This is a genomic window from Caballeronia sp. dw_19 (genome assembly GCF_018449515.1).
GTDB lineage: Bacteria > Pseudomonadota > Gammaproteobacteria > Burkholderiales > Burkholderiaceae > Caballeronia.
Map to the genome: position 1 here is coordinate 105,802 of NZ_JAAVUQ010000007.1, position 14,617 is coordinate 120,418.

Consider the following 14,617-nt stretch of genomic DNA (forward strand, 5'->3'; position numbering starts at 1 on the left):
CCGACTGACGAACAGCCGTCGATCCTTTCCTTACCTAACTTTTTGGAGCATGAAATGAAAACAGCCTCGCGTTTTACCCGCATCGCCGCCGCACTGGCCTTGTCCTTCGCCGCCCTGGGTTCGCACGCCGCGACGGCAGCCCCCGTCGCGCCGGTCAAGAATATCGTGCTGGTTCATGGTTTCTTCGCAGATGGCTCGGGCTGGCAGGCGGTGTCGAAAATCCTGACGCGCGACGGCTACAAGGTATCCGTCGTACAAGAACCGGAAACCTCGTTCGCGGATGACGTCAAGGCAACCACGCGCGTGGTGGATGCACAGGACGGGCCGAGCATCCTCGTCGGTCACAGCTATGGCGGTGCGGTGGTCACCGAGGCCGGTAACGACGCGAAGGTCGCGGGCCTCGTTTATGTGGCCGCATTCCAGCCCGATGCCGGCGAAAGCCCCCTGGACCTGACCAAAAAGACGCCTCCTGCAACCAAGGCGATCAAGGCGACGGCGGACGGCTATCTGTATCTCGATCAGAGCATGTTCCACGCCGACTTTGCCGCCGACGTGCCGGCGGCCGAAGCGCAGTTCATGGCGCTCTCGCAGGTGATGCCGGCGGCCCAGTCGTTTGGCGTGCCCATCTCCAGCCCGGCGTGGAAAACGAAGCCGAGCTGGGCGGTTGTCGCAACGGCGGACCGCGCAATCAATCCCGATCTCGAACGCTTCATGACGAAGCGCGCAGGGAGCAAGACGGTCGAGATCAACTCGAGCCACGTTGCCTATATCTCGCATCCCGTCGAGGTCGCGAAGCTGATCGAACAGGCAGCAGCCGGTTCCGCACGGTGATTGGGCAGAAGCGGTCGGGACGTTTTCATACGTCGCCGATCCGCTTGCGCCGTTGCGAACGGCGGCAACGGCGGCAACGGCGGCGGCCACTTGCGAGGGGTCATGTTGCAAGAGTCACCCTATGCGGATGGCCGGGCAACCTGGAATACATCGATCGAGCAGGCTCGCTGCTGTCCGTGTACACCTTTTGCGAAAGACTGCTCATCGCCCTGCTGCCGGAACAATTTGCGAGGCGCAGCAGCGAAAGCGCGCCGCTCAATCGCCCTCGATATCTCTCAGCGTCTCCAGCAAGTCACAGAGGCGATAGCCAATTTCAATGCTCAAATTCCGCATCATTTTCGCGTCAAGGCCCGGCATCGTCGTGCGCAAATGTGCAAGCGCGTCAGGCGATAACTCCAGCAAGACAGCGGGCGTATCGGCCACAAGCTTTAACAGGCGCTGCCGCTCCAGCATCAACGGTATTTCGCCGAGCGCCATGCCGGCCCGGTAACTGGCAGCACGCAACGCCTTGCCGTCCTTTTCCCAGAGAGCACTCAGCCGGCCTCGCGTCAGCAGTAACAAACCACCACGCGCGTCCTCGCGTCCGAGCACGACATCGCCGGCGGCAAATGTCCTGCGTGTCGCCAGGCTCATCAGCAGCGCCCGCTCGTCATCGGTCATCTCCTGAGTCACCGGAAAGGCCGCCAGGTCCATCTCGTGATCGCTCTCCTGATCGCTTTCCTGCGCGGCCAACTGGTCGAGCAGTTCGTCTTCAGCCTGCGATAGCGCGACGTCCGTGCTTTCAAATACGCGCAATTCGGCTTCCGGCTTCGTCAGCCCCCATTCCGCCAGAAACTTCCGCCGGCGCCCACCGGCGAGAAGCGGTGCGAAAAACAGGCGCCTGCCGGACCTGACCAGCAGTTCATCGAGTCGCTTCAACATCAATACGCCGCTACTGTCGAAATGGCTGATGCGTTTCAGGTCGAGCAACACCCAGTCGCTGCCGGATAATTCATCGCCGACCACTCGCTCCACCCTCTCCGCCGAGCCGAAGAAAAGCGGACCGTCGAGTTCAACGACAGCGATCCGGCGACCATGCTGGCCAAGCGCTTCAAGCGAAGCACGCGAGCGCCGCGTTCTGGAGCGAAGCTGCGTGGCGTGGTGTATGCGGCGAATCATCTGGGCATTCGAGCGATAGATGAACGCGATCAACGCAGCAGCGAAACCCACACCCAACGCAACCAGTACGCTGGTGAAGACGACTAGCACGGTCACGACAAACACCATCGCCAGGTTAAGAAAAATCTCCCAGCGGGTCGAAGAATGGCCGCCATAACCCACGGCGAGCAGTAATTGATGCGTCCACTTATCCATCGCCTCTGCGCTGGTCACGATCACAACGCCGGCCATGACCGAGAGTGGAATCTGGCCGACGACCCGGTTCAACCCATAGGACAGCGCCAGCAGCACACATGCGTACGCGAAGTTGGCCACGCCGGTACGTCCTCCGCTTGCATGGACGATGCGGGTAATGTTGGGCGATCCGCCGCTCGGCGCACCGCCAAACAAGGCCGACGCGATGTTGGAGACGCCTTGCACGACCAGTTCGCGATTACTGTTGTGGCGCGCCCCGAAGAGTTGTTCGGTGCTCGAGATGCTCAGCAGGGACTGGATTGACGACACAAGGGCGATCGTGATGCCGGTCGCCAGTATTACCGCGGCGTGATTGCGAAAGCCTGCGGATCTGATGAAGTTCAGGATGTCGGTAATGCGCAAGATCAGCGGTACGCCGGGCGGTAGCGTTCCGATCGTGGCGCCCAGGTCGTCGTTGGGAACAAGCCGCAAGCACAACATCTGAAGTGCGGTCCCGGCACAAAGACCGATCAATGCCGCTGGAACAGGCCCGCTTCTCTTTTTCGCCACGATGACGAATGCGCCGGACACGAGGGCGAATCCCAAAGCCCACCAGTTGACCGGCACCGTGCCGTTCAACGCCCGCAGCAGTTCTTGCGGCCCATCGATATCCAGGGCGCGGGGGAGTTGATTCAGGATGATCTGGATCGCAAACCCATTGATGAAGCCCGCGAGCACCGGATACGGAACAAACTTGACGAGCAGGCCGAGGCGGGAGGCGCCCAGAATCGTCTGAACGATGCCGGAAACCAGCAACGCGGTGCACGCTACCAGGATGAGCGCGGCGCCCCCACTGGCATTTGCGGCGGCAAACGATGGGTCCGTCGCCACGCTTGCGATCAACCCCGACAAAATGGCGGCATGCGTGGTTTTCGGTGAATTCATGTGCAACGGCGTCTTGCCCAGCAGTGCCGTGACGATGGCCGCCACCACCGCCGCGACAAAGGCAGCCGATATGCCCGCCGTCACCCAGGCCGGGCCCATGCTTTCGTACAGCACGGCGCCACAACTGAGGATGATGGGAACTACGGTCAACGCGCCCGCAAGGGCGCCGGTAGCGTCGCGGGCTATCGATCGGAGACGCGCTGATTTCATATTCGCCGCCCCTCTTGGCCAATTAAAGCCGTTTCCCGCCTGTTCGAACCGCTGCTCTGCGCTCGTTGAGCGCAATCCAATACCAAATGGCGCAAGACCGTGCAATCTTCCGCTGACTCCGATTCCGTATGCTGACTGTGCTGCGTCTCACCATCGCTCGCATACCAGGGCGGGGCCCGGCATGACCGTTGTCCATACCGTACTCACGAGCATCAGCTTTGTCGCTATGTCTTTAGATCGCTGCTCTCTTTTAACGTCGGAGAAAAACGTATGGCCGATTACAAAACCACCACTCTCGTCGCCGGTGCATTCGCCGCCGCCCTTGCCGCATTGACCGCCACCTCTGCGAATGCACAGGAGTTCACCGCGGCACAAAAGAAGATTCAGGCCGAGCATACGGCGCTCGTCAAGTCGGGCAAAGTCGAGCCCTGTTTCGGCACGGCCCTGAAGGGGCAAAACGACTGTTATGCAGGTGCAGGCACCACCTGCGCCGGGACGAGCGCGACTGACTACCAGGGCAACGCATTCAAGCTGGTGCCCAAAGGAACTTGCACAACCATCTCCACGCCAAGTGGGCCCGGAAGCCTGTCTCCCAAGGCCTAAGATCGATCAGTGGCTGGGCACCGTCGGGCCCGGCCCCGCAGTTCTAACCGCAACAACGGCCGGCTATGTCAGAGTCACACTCTCTTGGTACCCAACGGCGGCTGCCTCTGCGCGCCGGGGTTGGGCTTAAAGCCGAACATTACCGCACGATTCTCGAATCACGGCCGGACGTCGGTTTCTTCGAGGTTCATGCAGAAAATTATATGGGCGCAGGCGGCCCTCCGCACCGCTTTTTGTCGGCCATACGCGAGTCCTATCCGCTATCGGTTCATGGTGTCGGCTTGTCCATTGGTGCAGACCGTCCTCTCGACCGGAATCACCTGCAACGCCTGAAAGAACTCGTCGCTCGCTATGCACCGGGGTTGTTTTCCGAGCACCTTGCCTGGTCCAGCCACGACTGCGGCTTTCTCAACGACCTGCTGCCGGTTCCGTACACCACACAGAGCCTGGCACGCGTCGTGGACCACATCGACGAGGTGCAAGAAGCCCTCGGCCGGCAGATGTTGCTGGAAAATCCTTCCACCTATCTGGCCTTTGAGGAAAGCACGTACTCGGAGACCGACTTCATTACGGCCGTCGTGCAACGAACGGGATGCGGTCTTTTGCTCGACGTTAATAACGTGTACGTTGCATCGATCAATCAGCAGTGGGACCCTTTTGTATATATCGATGATTACCCGCTCGCGGCCGTGCAAGAGATCCATCTGGCCGGCCACGCACAGGAGACAGACGAAAAAAATCGTCCGCTGCTTATTGATACCCACGACCGTCACGTCGCCGACATCGTATGGGACCTCTTCGCACGAGTGATCCAAGGGACCGGTCCGGTTTCCACATTGATTGAATGGGACGCGAACATACCCGAGTGGTCAACGCTCAAGGCGGAAGCCGAGCGAGCTGACGCCGTCATTGAGGCAGCCACCCAAGCGGCAGGTGTCGACCACGCATACAGGCGGCCGTCCTTCATCACCCAACACCCCATCACAGAGGGACAGACAACATGATCAAGCGGCAAGTCCTTGTCTATTACGCGTGGAGCCGGCCAGGCGAGAACGGCGCGCCTCTCCATGTGATCGAAGATCGGTTTCCGGCGCTCTTCGAAAGTCGCAGGATGGGTTTCCCGAGATTCAATGAATTCTCAAACCCGCATCAGTTTGACCAGAGCATTGCCGGTTTCCTCGACCACATCATGAAGCGCAACTTCACCGCCTTCGTCGATCTGGCGGCAACGCTGACTGGTCAGAGCGTCAGGGAGATCGAACGTGTCACGGACGACGGGACGCTCACACCGCTCGATGCGCGCCTTCTGAGCGGCGTCGACACGCTCATCGTCATCAGTTTCGATTCGCTTAGAACAGCTCAGACAGCGGGAAGCGCGGAAATAGAAGCGGTCCGCACGTTCCTTGGACACAGCGACCATCTCGCCTTCATCTGTCCGCATCACGACATTGGCGATGTAACGGACCTGCCGGAAGGCGAGCATCTGCAACGTCAGATTGCAGAATTCCAGCATCACGGCGACAAGACGATTCCGCCGCGGCAACAGTTCGGCGGCCTGGCGCGCTCGCTGCTGGCGGGTCTCGGCGTAGCGGTGGAAAATCGCTTTGGACTCAGGCCAGCGCCCAAAGCAGACGGTTCCCCGGCGCCAATTGAGGCCGATACAAAACTTGATCGATTAGGTCTGCTTGAGAGAGTCAGCACGTTCAATCTGCATCCGCATCTGCCGCAACTGGAGCGTCTCGGCGAGGCTGTCGAAAAACTCGACGTGCTGGCCAGTCAACGGATCGACCCTACCGCACCGCCGCATCCCTTTACGCGTGACCACGCGACATTCGATGCCCTCCTGCAGTCTCGGCCAGAAACGTTCAACGGTAGCCTCCTCGTTAGCGATACCACACTCTGGAGTTCAACTGCCGGCGGTGTCGACAGTCTTCGCGAGCTCTGGACAAATGTCGTTCAACGCCCGCTTCGTTCGTGAGAGCGCAATGACACGCGAGAAAACACTTCAAGTGTCCGCCAGACCGCTGGGTGGCAGCGCCGGCTTGAATGCTGATTGCCTGTGCGAACAGCAGAGGAACTTCGCTGCGGCGCTATTGGATCCCAACATGCCTGTCCCTCGCGGTCTGATCGGCCCAGATCGGGAACCCAGCGAAAAACGCTTCAACGTGTATCGGAACAATGTCGTAGCGGGTCTCGTCGAGGCGCTGAAGGCGGCCTATCCCGCTGTGTGCCGCATCGTCGGCCACGACTTCTTCGCGGCGATGGCCCGCGTCTACGTCGCGCTCGAACCACCGAGGTCTCCTGTCGTGCTTGACTACGGCGAAACGTTCCCGGATTTCATCGAAAGGTTTGAGCCCGCGAAGAGCGTGCCGTATCTGCGTGATGTCGCCCGGCTCGAGCGCGCATGGGTGGAGGCGTATCACGCCGCAGAGGCGCCCCCGGTCGACCCCGCCCCGCTTGCCACGATCGATTCCCAAAGCCTTCCGCAGATTGGTTTTATGCTGCATCCCACGGTACGCGTAGTACGGTCGTCTTTTCCCGTCGTCCAGATATGGCTGATGAATATCGATGCGGGTGATCCTGCTGCAATCGACATCTCCAGCGGCGGCGAGAATGCTCTTGTCGTACGCCCCATTGCCGAGGTCGAGGTTCGCCGACTGCCTGCTGGCGCAGCGACTTTCGTCATAGGCCTCGCGGCCGGAGCGTCGGTGGCCGATGCGACGGCTCTCGCACTCGACGAGGATGGCGATTTCGATCTGGCCGGCGCACTTCAAGATCTATTCGCGATCAATGCGATCGTCGGATGGACCGTGCGAGAAGGTTCTGAGTTCAGCTCGATTTCGAGGGTCGCATGAGTCAGGTTCACGCACGGACGAAAGGCCGTTTCGCACTGCTGATTCGCGCGGCTCTGGAGAAAATCCAGGCGCTCGGGTCAGTATTCGCTCCGCCAATGATGCGGATTGCTCTCGCGCTTCCGTTCTTCCGGTCTGGTCTTACTCGATGGGACGGTTTCCTGTCCATCTCGCCGGCAACGCTCTTCCTGTTCGAGGATCAATTCAAAGTTCACCTCTTCGGCGGAGCCTACGGTTTTCCAGCGCCTGACACGGTTGCACTTATAGTTGCCATCGCGGAAATAACGCTGCCCGTTTTGCTCGTTCTGGGATTCGCGACCAGGTTCGCGGCACTCGCCCTGCTGGTCATGACAGGGGTGATTCAATTGGTATTCCCCGACGGCTGGGCGAATTTCCATCTGTATTGGGCGTCGCTCGCGGTCGGAATCATGGCGCTCGGTCCAGGACCTCTGTCGCTGGATCGCTTGATAAAACGCTGGTTATATCCACGGGATATTTGACTTAACCGCAATGCCATTGGATCTGTCAGTTTTCGGTGGTGATGGTTCATTAAATTAATAAGTTATCCGAATTATTGATCGCGTTTACAATCTTCCAGAGGAAAACAACGGACACGCCGAGGGCACGGAGGCGCAACTTTTTTTCGATTTCGTCGATCTGCAAGCTGCACCTCGCGCCGCTCCCTGTATGGCGGCGAAAAATTCGATCTGTTCGCGATAGTGTGCGATGAGCCGCGCACCGGCCTGCGAGAAAAGGTCGGCGTATTCCGTCTCATTCCCGTTTCACGAAGGGCACGCTCTACGGCAATAATCGCCGTTATTGTCGACCCTTGCCGTTCGACTGCACCTTTCGCAACCCTGAACGTCGCCGCCCCTGTTCGCGCGCGAAGACTGCGGGGGTGCACCCGACATGACGATGAAATCGTCGGGTGAAATGGCTTTGGTCGACAAAGCCCACCACCAACGCAATCTCCGCGAGCGGCAGGTCGGTGTCGGTAATCAGCGATTGAGCCCGGCGGATTCGACACTGCTCCACAAAGCTGATGGCCGTGCTACCGGTGCTGCGTTTGAACAAACGGCTGAAATGAAACCGGCTCACGTTCACGACCGACGCCAGATCTTCAAGGCTGATTGTCCGGCCCAGATTGTCTTCGATAAATTCAGTCAATCGGACAATTTCGAGCTTGCCAAGCGCACGCTCCGGCGAGCACTCCACCGCCTCGAATACGTTGTAGCTTCGCAGCATGTGGGCTGCCAGGGCTGTCGATATTGCATCGGCGATCAACACCTGGACCGGGTGCGCTTGCCTGTCCATTTCCATAAGCAGCGTCTGCGCGAGCCGCTCAATCACGGGATCGCGCACTTGAAACACATTGCGGATTTCCACCTGGCCTTTTCGTTGGCCCAGTTGCTCCGCCGCGCACGCGACAAGCGATGTCGGAATGCGTAGCCTTGCGGACAATCCTGAATCCCCTTCCCACGTCGAGTCGTAACCGGCGGGCATGATATACGAGGTGCCGGCTGTGATAACGCTCGCATGAATGGCTCCGGCGCGGGTCTGGACCAGCTTGGCGCCTCCCGAGGGGCAATAACAGATCAGGTGATGGTCGAGACCCGCGTAGCTTTCGGCGCAACCGAAGTAGGGGCGATGAAGATCGGCCGTCAAGCCATTCCAACCGCGCTCGCGGGTGGTCGCAATCGGCCGCTGGGGCCGCGCGTTCAGGATCTCGTCAATGGAGATCAATTTCGCACGGCATGGCGATGACAGGACGCTCTGAGCCATGGCTTTATTTGCGGGCGATGGGTCGCAAATGCCGTCTCCCGGCCGCGGAAGTTTTTCCATGGCAACTGGCCCCTACTCCCAAGGACTGTCGCCCCGCTGCCCTGTCCGATGTGAAGCTGGTGATCATTAGCGCCCCCCTTAATCCGCTACTCCGTTAACCACGTCTGTCAGCCACGCCGAACACGCCGAACTCCAGTTTCCTGCAACGACCCCACTATTTTATTCTGTCACAAGTTACGGATTTCTGAATTCGACCAAACATGCTCGCGGTTGATCAGGCCAAGCGCGACCACCTTCCGGTTGGAGCCGGCCTTGACGAACTCGACGTCGTATTTCCGCTGCGCTATAGGCTTTCCCCGAAGATTGATATACACCAACGACCCCATCCCGTTGATCGATAGCGCGAGGAAACGAAGGAAAGACTGGGCGGTTCACACGGCATGTGCGTAGTCAATGCATATCAGGTCAACCAGGACCTGCCGGCCTTTCTGGAAAGCTGACCGTCGCGAAACTGCGGCGGTGTTCTACATCGCCGCCGCGGCAATTGCCGACCGAAGGTGACGGTCGAACCGTGACACGGGTGGCTCAGATTGCCGCCAGAACCAGATTCGGGACCCTTTTCTTGCCGGCGCACGCGCGTTCAGCGCGGCGTCAACGCAACGCCTGGATCGCTTTTATATCCCCCGCCCAGAGCCTTGGTCAGCGTGATTTCTCCGCTCAGTTGCTGGCCGGTAATCTTAAGCAGCGCGAGCCGCTCCTCGATCAAGGGCTCGCGCGCTTGCGTCGCGGTAAACCGGCTACCCAAGCCACTGCGGTAATGCCCCTCAGCACTCTGCGACGCAAAGGAAACTGCCTGCGTTTTCTGCGTCTGGAGCTCAGCTTCCGTGTCCAGGTCCTGCAACCGGCTGCCCGTCGCCGCGACGTCGCGAACTGCGTTAAGCACAGCTTCATTGTATTGCTCGATCAGCGTATTGCTCGCAGTCCGCGCGCCACCAAGGTTCGCGTTGAGACGACCACCATCGAAAATAGGTAAATAAAGACCGGGAATCAGATTGATCTGCTGACTCGCATGCGTGAACAGGTCCGCCAAATGTAGCGCGTTGACGCCGAAAAACGCCTTGATATCGAAACTCGGATAGAACGCCGCTTTTGCCACATCGATGCGATCGAACGAGGCCTGCACATACCAGCGCATCGCCTGCAGATCCGGACGCCGCGCCAGCAGCTCGTACGAGAGCGTGGACGGCAAACCCGCCTGCAATGGCGGCAGAGGCACCGGCTGGATCACCGGCAGATCGTCCGCGCCAGCTCCAATCAACGCTCGCAACGATTCACGAAACTGCTTGATCTGCCCTTGCGCCACGACGATCTGTTGTTGCACGGCCAGCAATCCCGCTCGTGCCTCCTGAGTCTGGGTCTGCGGTTCGAGTCCACGGGCCGCTCGCGCCTGGTGCGTCTCGACAGCGAATGCCGCGACCTCACGCGATTGCCCCAGTAAGTCGATGACCTGATAGGTGGTCTGGATTCCGTAGTACAACTGGGCAACGTCCGTGGAGATTTCCAGTTCGATCGCGGCCAGCTCGGCAAGCCGCGCATTGTGTACGCCCAACGACGCGGCCACCTGGGCACGCTGCTTCCCCCACAGATCGACGTCGAGGCTCGCGCCAAGGCCAACGATCCCGGAGGTGTACCACGGCCCGGTGAAACCCTCCGCCGGTACGTTCAACGCGAACGGCCCGAGAAAACCATTTCCCGAGACGTGCTCACGATCGATCGCGCCGAGCGCCGTCACCTGCAGATTCGTGCCCGCCTTGACCAGTTCGACATCCGACTGCGCCTGCGCCACCCGCCCTCGCGCAATCAACATGGTCGGTGCATCGGCCAACGCGCGCTCGATCAGGCCGTTGAGCTGCGGATCGCCGTACGCGGTCCACCAGCGCGCGGACGGCCAGCCATCGCGCGCCAGATGGATGTCGTCGGCGAGACGGATCTGTTCGGGCCGGATCGCGTCGATCGGCTTGCCGTCGTGGTGAATCAGCGCACAGCCGGCGAGTCCGCAACCGATTAACGCAGTCAGTACGGCGCGGCGGAGAAACAACGGTGGAGTGAAGCGCTCTCGCTTAATCATTCTGATGAGACTCACGCGGAACCACGGGAGCGGAATCCGGGGCACGCCAGTCCGGCAGCCCCGACAACTGATCAATGAGGGTGCGTGCGCAAACCGCAGGCTGTGTGTGGTAAAGGTCAGCGTCTGCGGCGCCGTGGTCGATGTCGCGCAAACCCTGCTGTTCCAGCAGGCCCAGCGAGAGCCGCGGCAGCGCCTGCGCGGCCGGCGGATTGACGCTGAGATCGTCCGCGTAAGCAGCTAGCCGGGCGGCAGCCTGCTCCTGAATGGCGCGCGCGGCATCGCGAACTTCACTGCGCATAAATGCAGCCTGAGCGCTCACCGCATTGTGAAGCGCATTACCGGCTAGCATGATTTCACGCCCTTGGGCCAGAACCGTTTGCGCACGCAGCGTCAATTGCGCATGCACGCCCTCCTGCCAGTTCGGCTCTACCGCAACCCGCGCCAGCACAGCCTCGCAATCCGCGAGCGCGGCCCACGTCTGCAGTTGTTGCTGGGCATACGGCAACTCCGCTGGCGGTGCACCATCAGCAAGATTCGCACGCAGGAGCACGCTCACCGAGCGCAGCATCGTTGCCAGCTTTTGCCGCAATACGTCGCCCTCTCCTTCACGCCAGAATGACATCTGGACCAGCGTCGAAACACCCACACCCAACAGGATCCCGACCATGCGATCGCGAATCTCGGTGAGGTTGCTGGTCGGCCCGAACTTCTCGAGCAGCGCCAGCGAGAAGGTGAACGCAATCTGCACCCCGGCGTAGCTGATGCGCTCCGATCCGGCCGACACCCATGCACCCAGCGCGATGACGGGCAACGACATCAACAGCAAACCAACGATGCTGTCCAGATGGGGAATCACAAACACCACCATGAAGAGCGCCAAGCCGCTGCCAACCAGCGCACCGCCGACCCGCAATATCGCGCGCTGTGTCGACGCACCCAAGCTTGGCAACGCAATGATCAGGCAGGTCAGCATGATCGTGTGAATGCCTTGCCAGTCCGTGGCGTTGTAGAAGACATAACACACCAGTACTGCCAGCAGCGTCTTCAGCGAAAAGCGCACATAGGCAGGATTGCTGAAGGCGTCGGGTACGACCATCGGTTCCTTGGCGGCCGTACCGTCACCGGAACCGGCGCGTGCGGCAAGGTCGTCGAATGCGTTCAGCGCGCGTTGCATCTCTGCCGCAGCGCCATGGGGACTTACAACGTCGCCGGGCGCAAGCGTCGCCCGATGTACCGCGCGGTACGCTTGATCTGCGGCAATGGCCCCGTCGAGCGCACGGCAATTCTCGCGCAGTTCATACAGTGCGCCCCGCGCGGCCACGGATACCTCCGACGGGTCTGACGGCAGTTCGCGGGCCGCGCCATACAGGCGCGACACCGTGGCAATGCAGGCCAGTTGGTACGTGCTTTCCTCTCGATAGCGAGCGTCACGCATCGCAGTGAATTTGAGCAACTTCTGCAGCGACAGCGAGCCTTGCTGAATCGCGATCGGCGTGACAGGTTCGGGCGCCGGACCGCCGTCGAGCAGGTGCGAAAGACGCGCGTCGACCGCGGTGAGTTGCCGGTGCATTTCAGCCTTCAATTGAAGTTGCGGTTCGGCTGGCAAGAAGAAGGTATTGATCACCAGCGTCAGCACGATCGAATAGTTGACCGCCACCCATACCCAAAGCACGCCGCGGATCAATAGCTCGGCCTCATCCGTCTGGTCGACGAAGCTCTGCACGTAGATAATGACGATCGCGACGATAAAAAACACGATGCCGATCTTCAGGATACGCATCAGGTACACGCTGCCGAAGAACAACAGGCTCGCCGCGACAATGCGCATCAGCGGATAATCAAACGTAAATTTCAATAGCAGGATCGAGAGGCCGATCGCCATTGTCGAACCGAGCATAAACATGATGCCCACCAGCCGTGTGATCACGACATTCGACTGCGTGACGTAAAACACGACCAGCAGCGAAAGCGCCAGCAAGGGGACTTCAAGGGTCATCGACGTGACAATGACAATGGCGCTTGCCAGCACGCAGCGCAGCATCACGTTGGTGCGCCCCGGATAGGCTGTGAGTTGGCCGCGCAAAAAGCGGTGCGCGTCGACGAGGCTGCCGGGCAGATAGTCGGTCGCGTTCATATCGGCGTCTCAGTTGGCCTGGCCATGAGCCTGCCCGTCGTTGCCGCGCGTGGGCACGGCGTCAGGCTGCAGCACGGCGACCGCCGACGTGCCAATGCGGAACAGTTCCGGATCGGGTCGCTCAATCAGAATCTTGACTGGGAAGCGCTGCGATACGTGTACCCAGTTGAGGGTGCGCTCGATGCGCGGCAGACCGCCCGGCAATGCGAGGCCACCTTCGTCCGGCGAGACCCCGTAGCTGATCGAGTCAACCGCGCCGTGAAAGCGCCGGCCCGTATCGCTCAGCAGATAAACCGTAGCGGGCGTGCCGGCGCGAATATGCGTGAGCTCGGTCTCGCGGAAATTCGCCACCACGTACCAGTGCCGCGTATCGATCAGCGTGAAGACCGGTTTGAGTGAGGACGCGAACTGCCCGGTGGAGGACTTCAGCGAGACGACCCGCCCGTCGAACGGCGCGCGCACTGTCGTGTATTCGATGTTCAATTCAGCGAGCGATATCTCGGCCAGCGCGACGGCGCGCTGCGCGACCAGCGCATCGACCCCGCTGACAGCCGCCGCCGCCTGCTGCGCCTGCAGTTGCGCCGCACTCAGTTGCGCCTGGGCAGCGCGTTGCGCGGTGCGCGCCCGGTCGACATCCTCGGCGGACACGTAACCTTGCGGCAACAGCGGCTCAGTGCGGCGCAACGTGTCGCCGGCCTGGGTGGCCGCAGCCCGCGCACCCTCGACCGCTGCCCGCACCGACTCGGCGTTGTACTGCTGCGCATTGACGCTGCGCTGCGTCAATGCGATCTGCTTGTCGAGCGCAACCAGCGTTGCCTGGCCGCGCGCCAGTGCATCCTGGTAGGGTCGCGGATCGATCTGGAACAGCAGGTCACCCTGCTTGACGGCCTGGTTGTCACGCACTGCCAACTGGACGATGCGCCCGCTGACCTCGGGCACCACGTCGATGGTATCGGCGTACGCGTAGGCGTCGTCGGTGCGCGGCGACCTGTCCAGCATCCAGATCACGAGGATCAGCACCAGCAGCGTCACCAGCACCAGAACGATGGCGGGCCATATCTTGCGCGGTGGCTTGTTTGCACTTGTTGTCATCGCTTCATCCCCGCTCAATGTTGGAAAAAGATCAACCAGACAACGAGCGCGAGCAACGTGACCAGCGCCGGATAGACCAGCGCCGGCGGCCCGAACCAGAGGCCACGGTGAGTGCGTTGCACGATGACATGAAATATGATTGTAAGAACTACGCCGGCGATGATGCAGAACAGCCAGTCAGGGAAGTACGCACCGAGCACGTTGACCGACGGCGACCGGGAGCAACCAGTCACGTACATGCTCACAAGTACCGCAGTGGCCACAGTGCCGGACGACCTCATTGCATGTTCTCCCTGATGAGCGTTGGATGCGTGTGGCGGCTCGAAGATAGCGTTCGCCGTTGCGGCTCAGCGCTTTGCGCGTTGAGCACGCTATCATGCGCGATCCGGACGGAGGAACAAAAAAAACCGTCACGACTTTCACCGGCAGCTTCTGCTGGCTTAGCGTGGCGTTCGCCTCGGTCGTCGATACCTTCGACATGACAAATCTCCTGGAAAGCAGATTAACCCGCAAGGCGGTCACGCAACGCGACATGATGATCTTTTGCGCTCGCAACCTCAACTGCCGCGACGTCTTAGCTTACCCGTTAAAAGTCATAAAATCGACTTGTCGAGCTCAGACAAATATCGCGAGATCGACTCGCTGAGGACGGTCGTTTCCTTCAATGCAGACCGATATTCTGCGAACCGCATGAAACAAGCGCAAGGC

At 60.5% G+C, this 14,617-nt stretch carries 13 protein-coding genes; 7 read left to right on the plus strand and 6 right to left on the minus strand.

Translation table 11 applies throughout. The features are described from left to right. The first annotated feature begins 54 nt into the window (after positions 1 to 54). Positions 55 to 831 carry an alpha/beta hydrolase gene (locus HB376_RS12320; RefSeq protein WP_213763949.1) on the plus strand — a complete coding sequence of 259 codons (777 nt, stop codon included), beginning with the start codon at positions 55 to 57 and terminating at the stop codon, positions 829 to 831. A 255-nt stretch (positions 832 to 1,086) separates the two neighbouring features. On the opposite strand, the gene HB376_RS12325 is transcribed toward HB376_RS12320, so the two are convergent. Beyond that, a complete protein-coding gene (locus tag HB376_RS12325) occupies positions 1,087 to 3,318 on the minus strand; it encodes a SulP family inorganic anion transporter (RefSeq protein ID WP_213763950.1) in 2,232 nt (743 codons plus the stop codon). A 270-nt stretch (positions 3,319 to 3,588) separates the two neighbouring features. Here HB376_RS12325 and HB376_RS12330 point away from each other — a divergent pair, with 270 nt between their 5' ends. The 5 genes from HB376_RS12330 (at position 3,589) to HB376_RS12350 (ending at position 7,273) form a co-directional block, all read left to right on the plus strand. Next, complete coding sequence (locus tag HB376_RS12330) at positions 3,589 to 3,921, plus strand: DUF2282 domain-containing protein (RefSeq protein ID WP_213763951.1); 333 nt, start codon at positions 3,589 to 3,591, stop codon at positions 3,919 to 3,921. Positions 3,922 to 3,986: 65 nt separating this feature from the next. Then, positions 3,987 to 4,925 carry a DUF692 domain-containing protein gene (locus tag HB376_RS12335; protein ID WP_213763952.1) on the plus strand — a complete coding sequence of 313 codons (939 nt, stop codon included), beginning with the start codon at positions 3,987 to 3,989 and terminating at the stop codon, positions 4,923 to 4,925. Next, positions 4,922 to 5,899, plus strand: a complete 978-nt coding sequence (locus tag HB376_RS12340; protein WP_213763953.1) for a hypothetical protein — start codon at positions 4,922 to 4,924, stop codon at positions 5,897 to 5,899. The genes HB376_RS12335 and HB376_RS12340 overlap by 4 nt, the downstream gene beginning before the upstream one ends. Positions 5,900 to 5,906: 7 nt before the next feature. Next, positions 5,907 to 6,776, plus strand: a complete 870-nt coding sequence (locus HB376_RS12345) for a DNA-binding domain-containing protein (protein ID WP_213763954.1) — start codon at positions 5,907 to 5,909, stop codon at positions 6,774 to 6,776. Beyond that, entirely contained in the window at positions 6,773 to 7,273 is a 501-nt protein-coding gene (locus tag HB376_RS12350; RefSeq protein WP_213763955.1) for a DoxX family protein, read from the plus strand. The genes HB376_RS12345 and HB376_RS12350 overlap by 4 nt, the downstream gene beginning before the upstream one ends. 316 nt (positions 7,274 to 7,589) lie before the next feature. On the opposite strand, the gene HB376_RS12355 is transcribed toward HB376_RS12350, so the two are convergent. The 5 genes from HB376_RS12355 to HB376_RS12375 all read right to left on the minus strand — a co-directional run bounded on the left by HB376_RS12355 (position 7,590) and on the right by HB376_RS12375 (position 14,190). Beyond that, positions 7,590 to 8,555, minus strand: coding sequence for an AraC family transcriptional regulator (locus HB376_RS12355; RefSeq protein ID WP_213763956.1), 966 nt, complete (start codon positions 8,553 to 8,555; stop codon positions 7,590 to 7,592). Between the two features lie 640 nt (positions 8,556 to 9,195). Continuing rightward, complete coding sequence (locus tag HB376_RS12360; protein WP_213763957.1) at positions 9,196 to 10,683, minus strand: MdtP family multidrug efflux transporter outer membrane subunit; 1,488 nt, start codon at positions 10,681 to 10,683, stop codon at positions 9,196 to 9,198. Then, positions 10,676 to 12,817: an FUSC family protein gene (locus HB376_RS12365; RefSeq protein WP_213763958.1), complete on the minus strand. Its 2,142-nt coding sequence runs from the start codon at positions 12,815 to 12,817 to the stop codon at positions 10,676 to 10,678. The genes HB376_RS12360 and HB376_RS12365 overlap by 8 nt, the downstream gene beginning before the upstream one ends. 9 nt (positions 12,818 to 12,826) lie before the next feature. Then, entirely contained in the window at positions 12,827 to 13,909 is a 1,083-nt protein-coding gene (gene mdtN / locus HB376_RS12370) for a multidrug transporter subunit MdtN (protein ID WP_213763959.1), read from the minus strand. A gap of 14 nt (positions 13,910 to 13,923) precedes the next feature. Continuing rightward, the gene (locus tag HB376_RS12375; protein WP_213763960.1) at positions 13,924 to 14,190 is read right to left on the minus strand and encodes a YtcA family lipoprotein; all 267 of its coding nucleotides are present in this window, start codon (positions 14,188 to 14,190) and stop codon (positions 13,924 to 13,926) included. Positions 14,191 to 14,285: 95 nt separating this feature from the next. Here HB376_RS12375 and HB376_RS12380 point away from each other — a divergent pair, with 95 nt between their 5' ends. Then, entirely contained in the window at positions 14,286 to 14,555 is a 270-nt protein-coding gene (locus HB376_RS12380; protein WP_213763961.1) for a hypothetical protein, read from the plus strand. The last annotated feature ends 62 nt before the right edge of the window (positions 14,556 to 14,617 follow it).

What these genes read in the sequence shown, in the direction of transcription:
- HB376_RS12380 (WP_213763961.1), top strand. Translation starts at nt 14,286, where the DNA reads ATGCGCGATCCGGACGGAGGAACAAAAAAAACCGTCACGACTTTCACC.
- HB376_RS12325 (WP_213763950.1), bottom strand. Translation starts at nt 3,318, where the DNA reads ATGAAATCAGCGCGTCTCCGATCGATAGCCCGCGACGCTACCGGCGCC.
- HB376_RS12365 (WP_213763958.1), bottom strand. Translation starts at nt 12,817, where the DNA reads ATGAACGCGACCGACTATCTGCCCGGCAGCCTCGTCGACGCGCACCGC.
- mdtN (WP_213763959.1), bottom strand. Translation starts at nt 13,909, where the DNA reads ATGACAACAAGTGCAAACAAGCCACCGCGCAAGATATGGCCCGCCATC.
- HB376_RS12375 (WP_213763960.1), bottom strand. Translation starts at nt 14,190, where the DNA reads ATGAGGTCGTCCGGCACTGTGGCCACTGCGGTACTTGTGAGCATGTAC.
- HB376_RS12335 (WP_213763952.1), top strand. Translation starts at nt 3,987, where the DNA reads ATGTCAGAGTCACACTCTCTTGGTACCCAACGGCGGCTGCCTCTGCGC.
- HB376_RS12330 (WP_213763951.1), top strand. Translation starts at nt 3,589, where the DNA reads ATGGCCGATTACAAAACCACCACTCTCGTCGCCGGTGCATTCGCCGCC.
- HB376_RS12345 (WP_213763954.1), top strand. Translation starts at nt 5,907, where the DNA reads ATGACACGCGAGAAAACACTTCAAGTGTCCGCCAGACCGCTGGGTGGC.
- HB376_RS12340 (WP_213763953.1), top strand. Translation starts at nt 4,922, where the DNA reads ATGATCAAGCGGCAAGTCCTTGTCTATTACGCGTGGAGCCGGCCAGGC.
- HB376_RS12320 (WP_213763949.1), top strand. Translation starts at nt 55, where the DNA reads ATGAAAACAGCCTCGCGTTTTACCCGCATCGCCGCCGCACTGGCCTTG.
- HB376_RS12355 (WP_213763956.1), bottom strand. Translation starts at nt 8,555, where the DNA reads ATGGCTCAGAGCGTCCTGTCATCGCCATGCCGTGCGAAATTGATCTCC.
- HB376_RS12360 (WP_213763957.1), bottom strand. Translation starts at nt 10,683, where the DNA reads ATGATTAAGCGAGAGCGCTTCACTCCACCGTTGTTTCTCCGCCGCGCC.
- HB376_RS12350 (WP_213763955.1), top strand. Translation starts at nt 6,773, where the DNA reads ATGAGTCAGGTTCACGCACGGACGAAAGGCCGTTTCGCACTGCTGATT.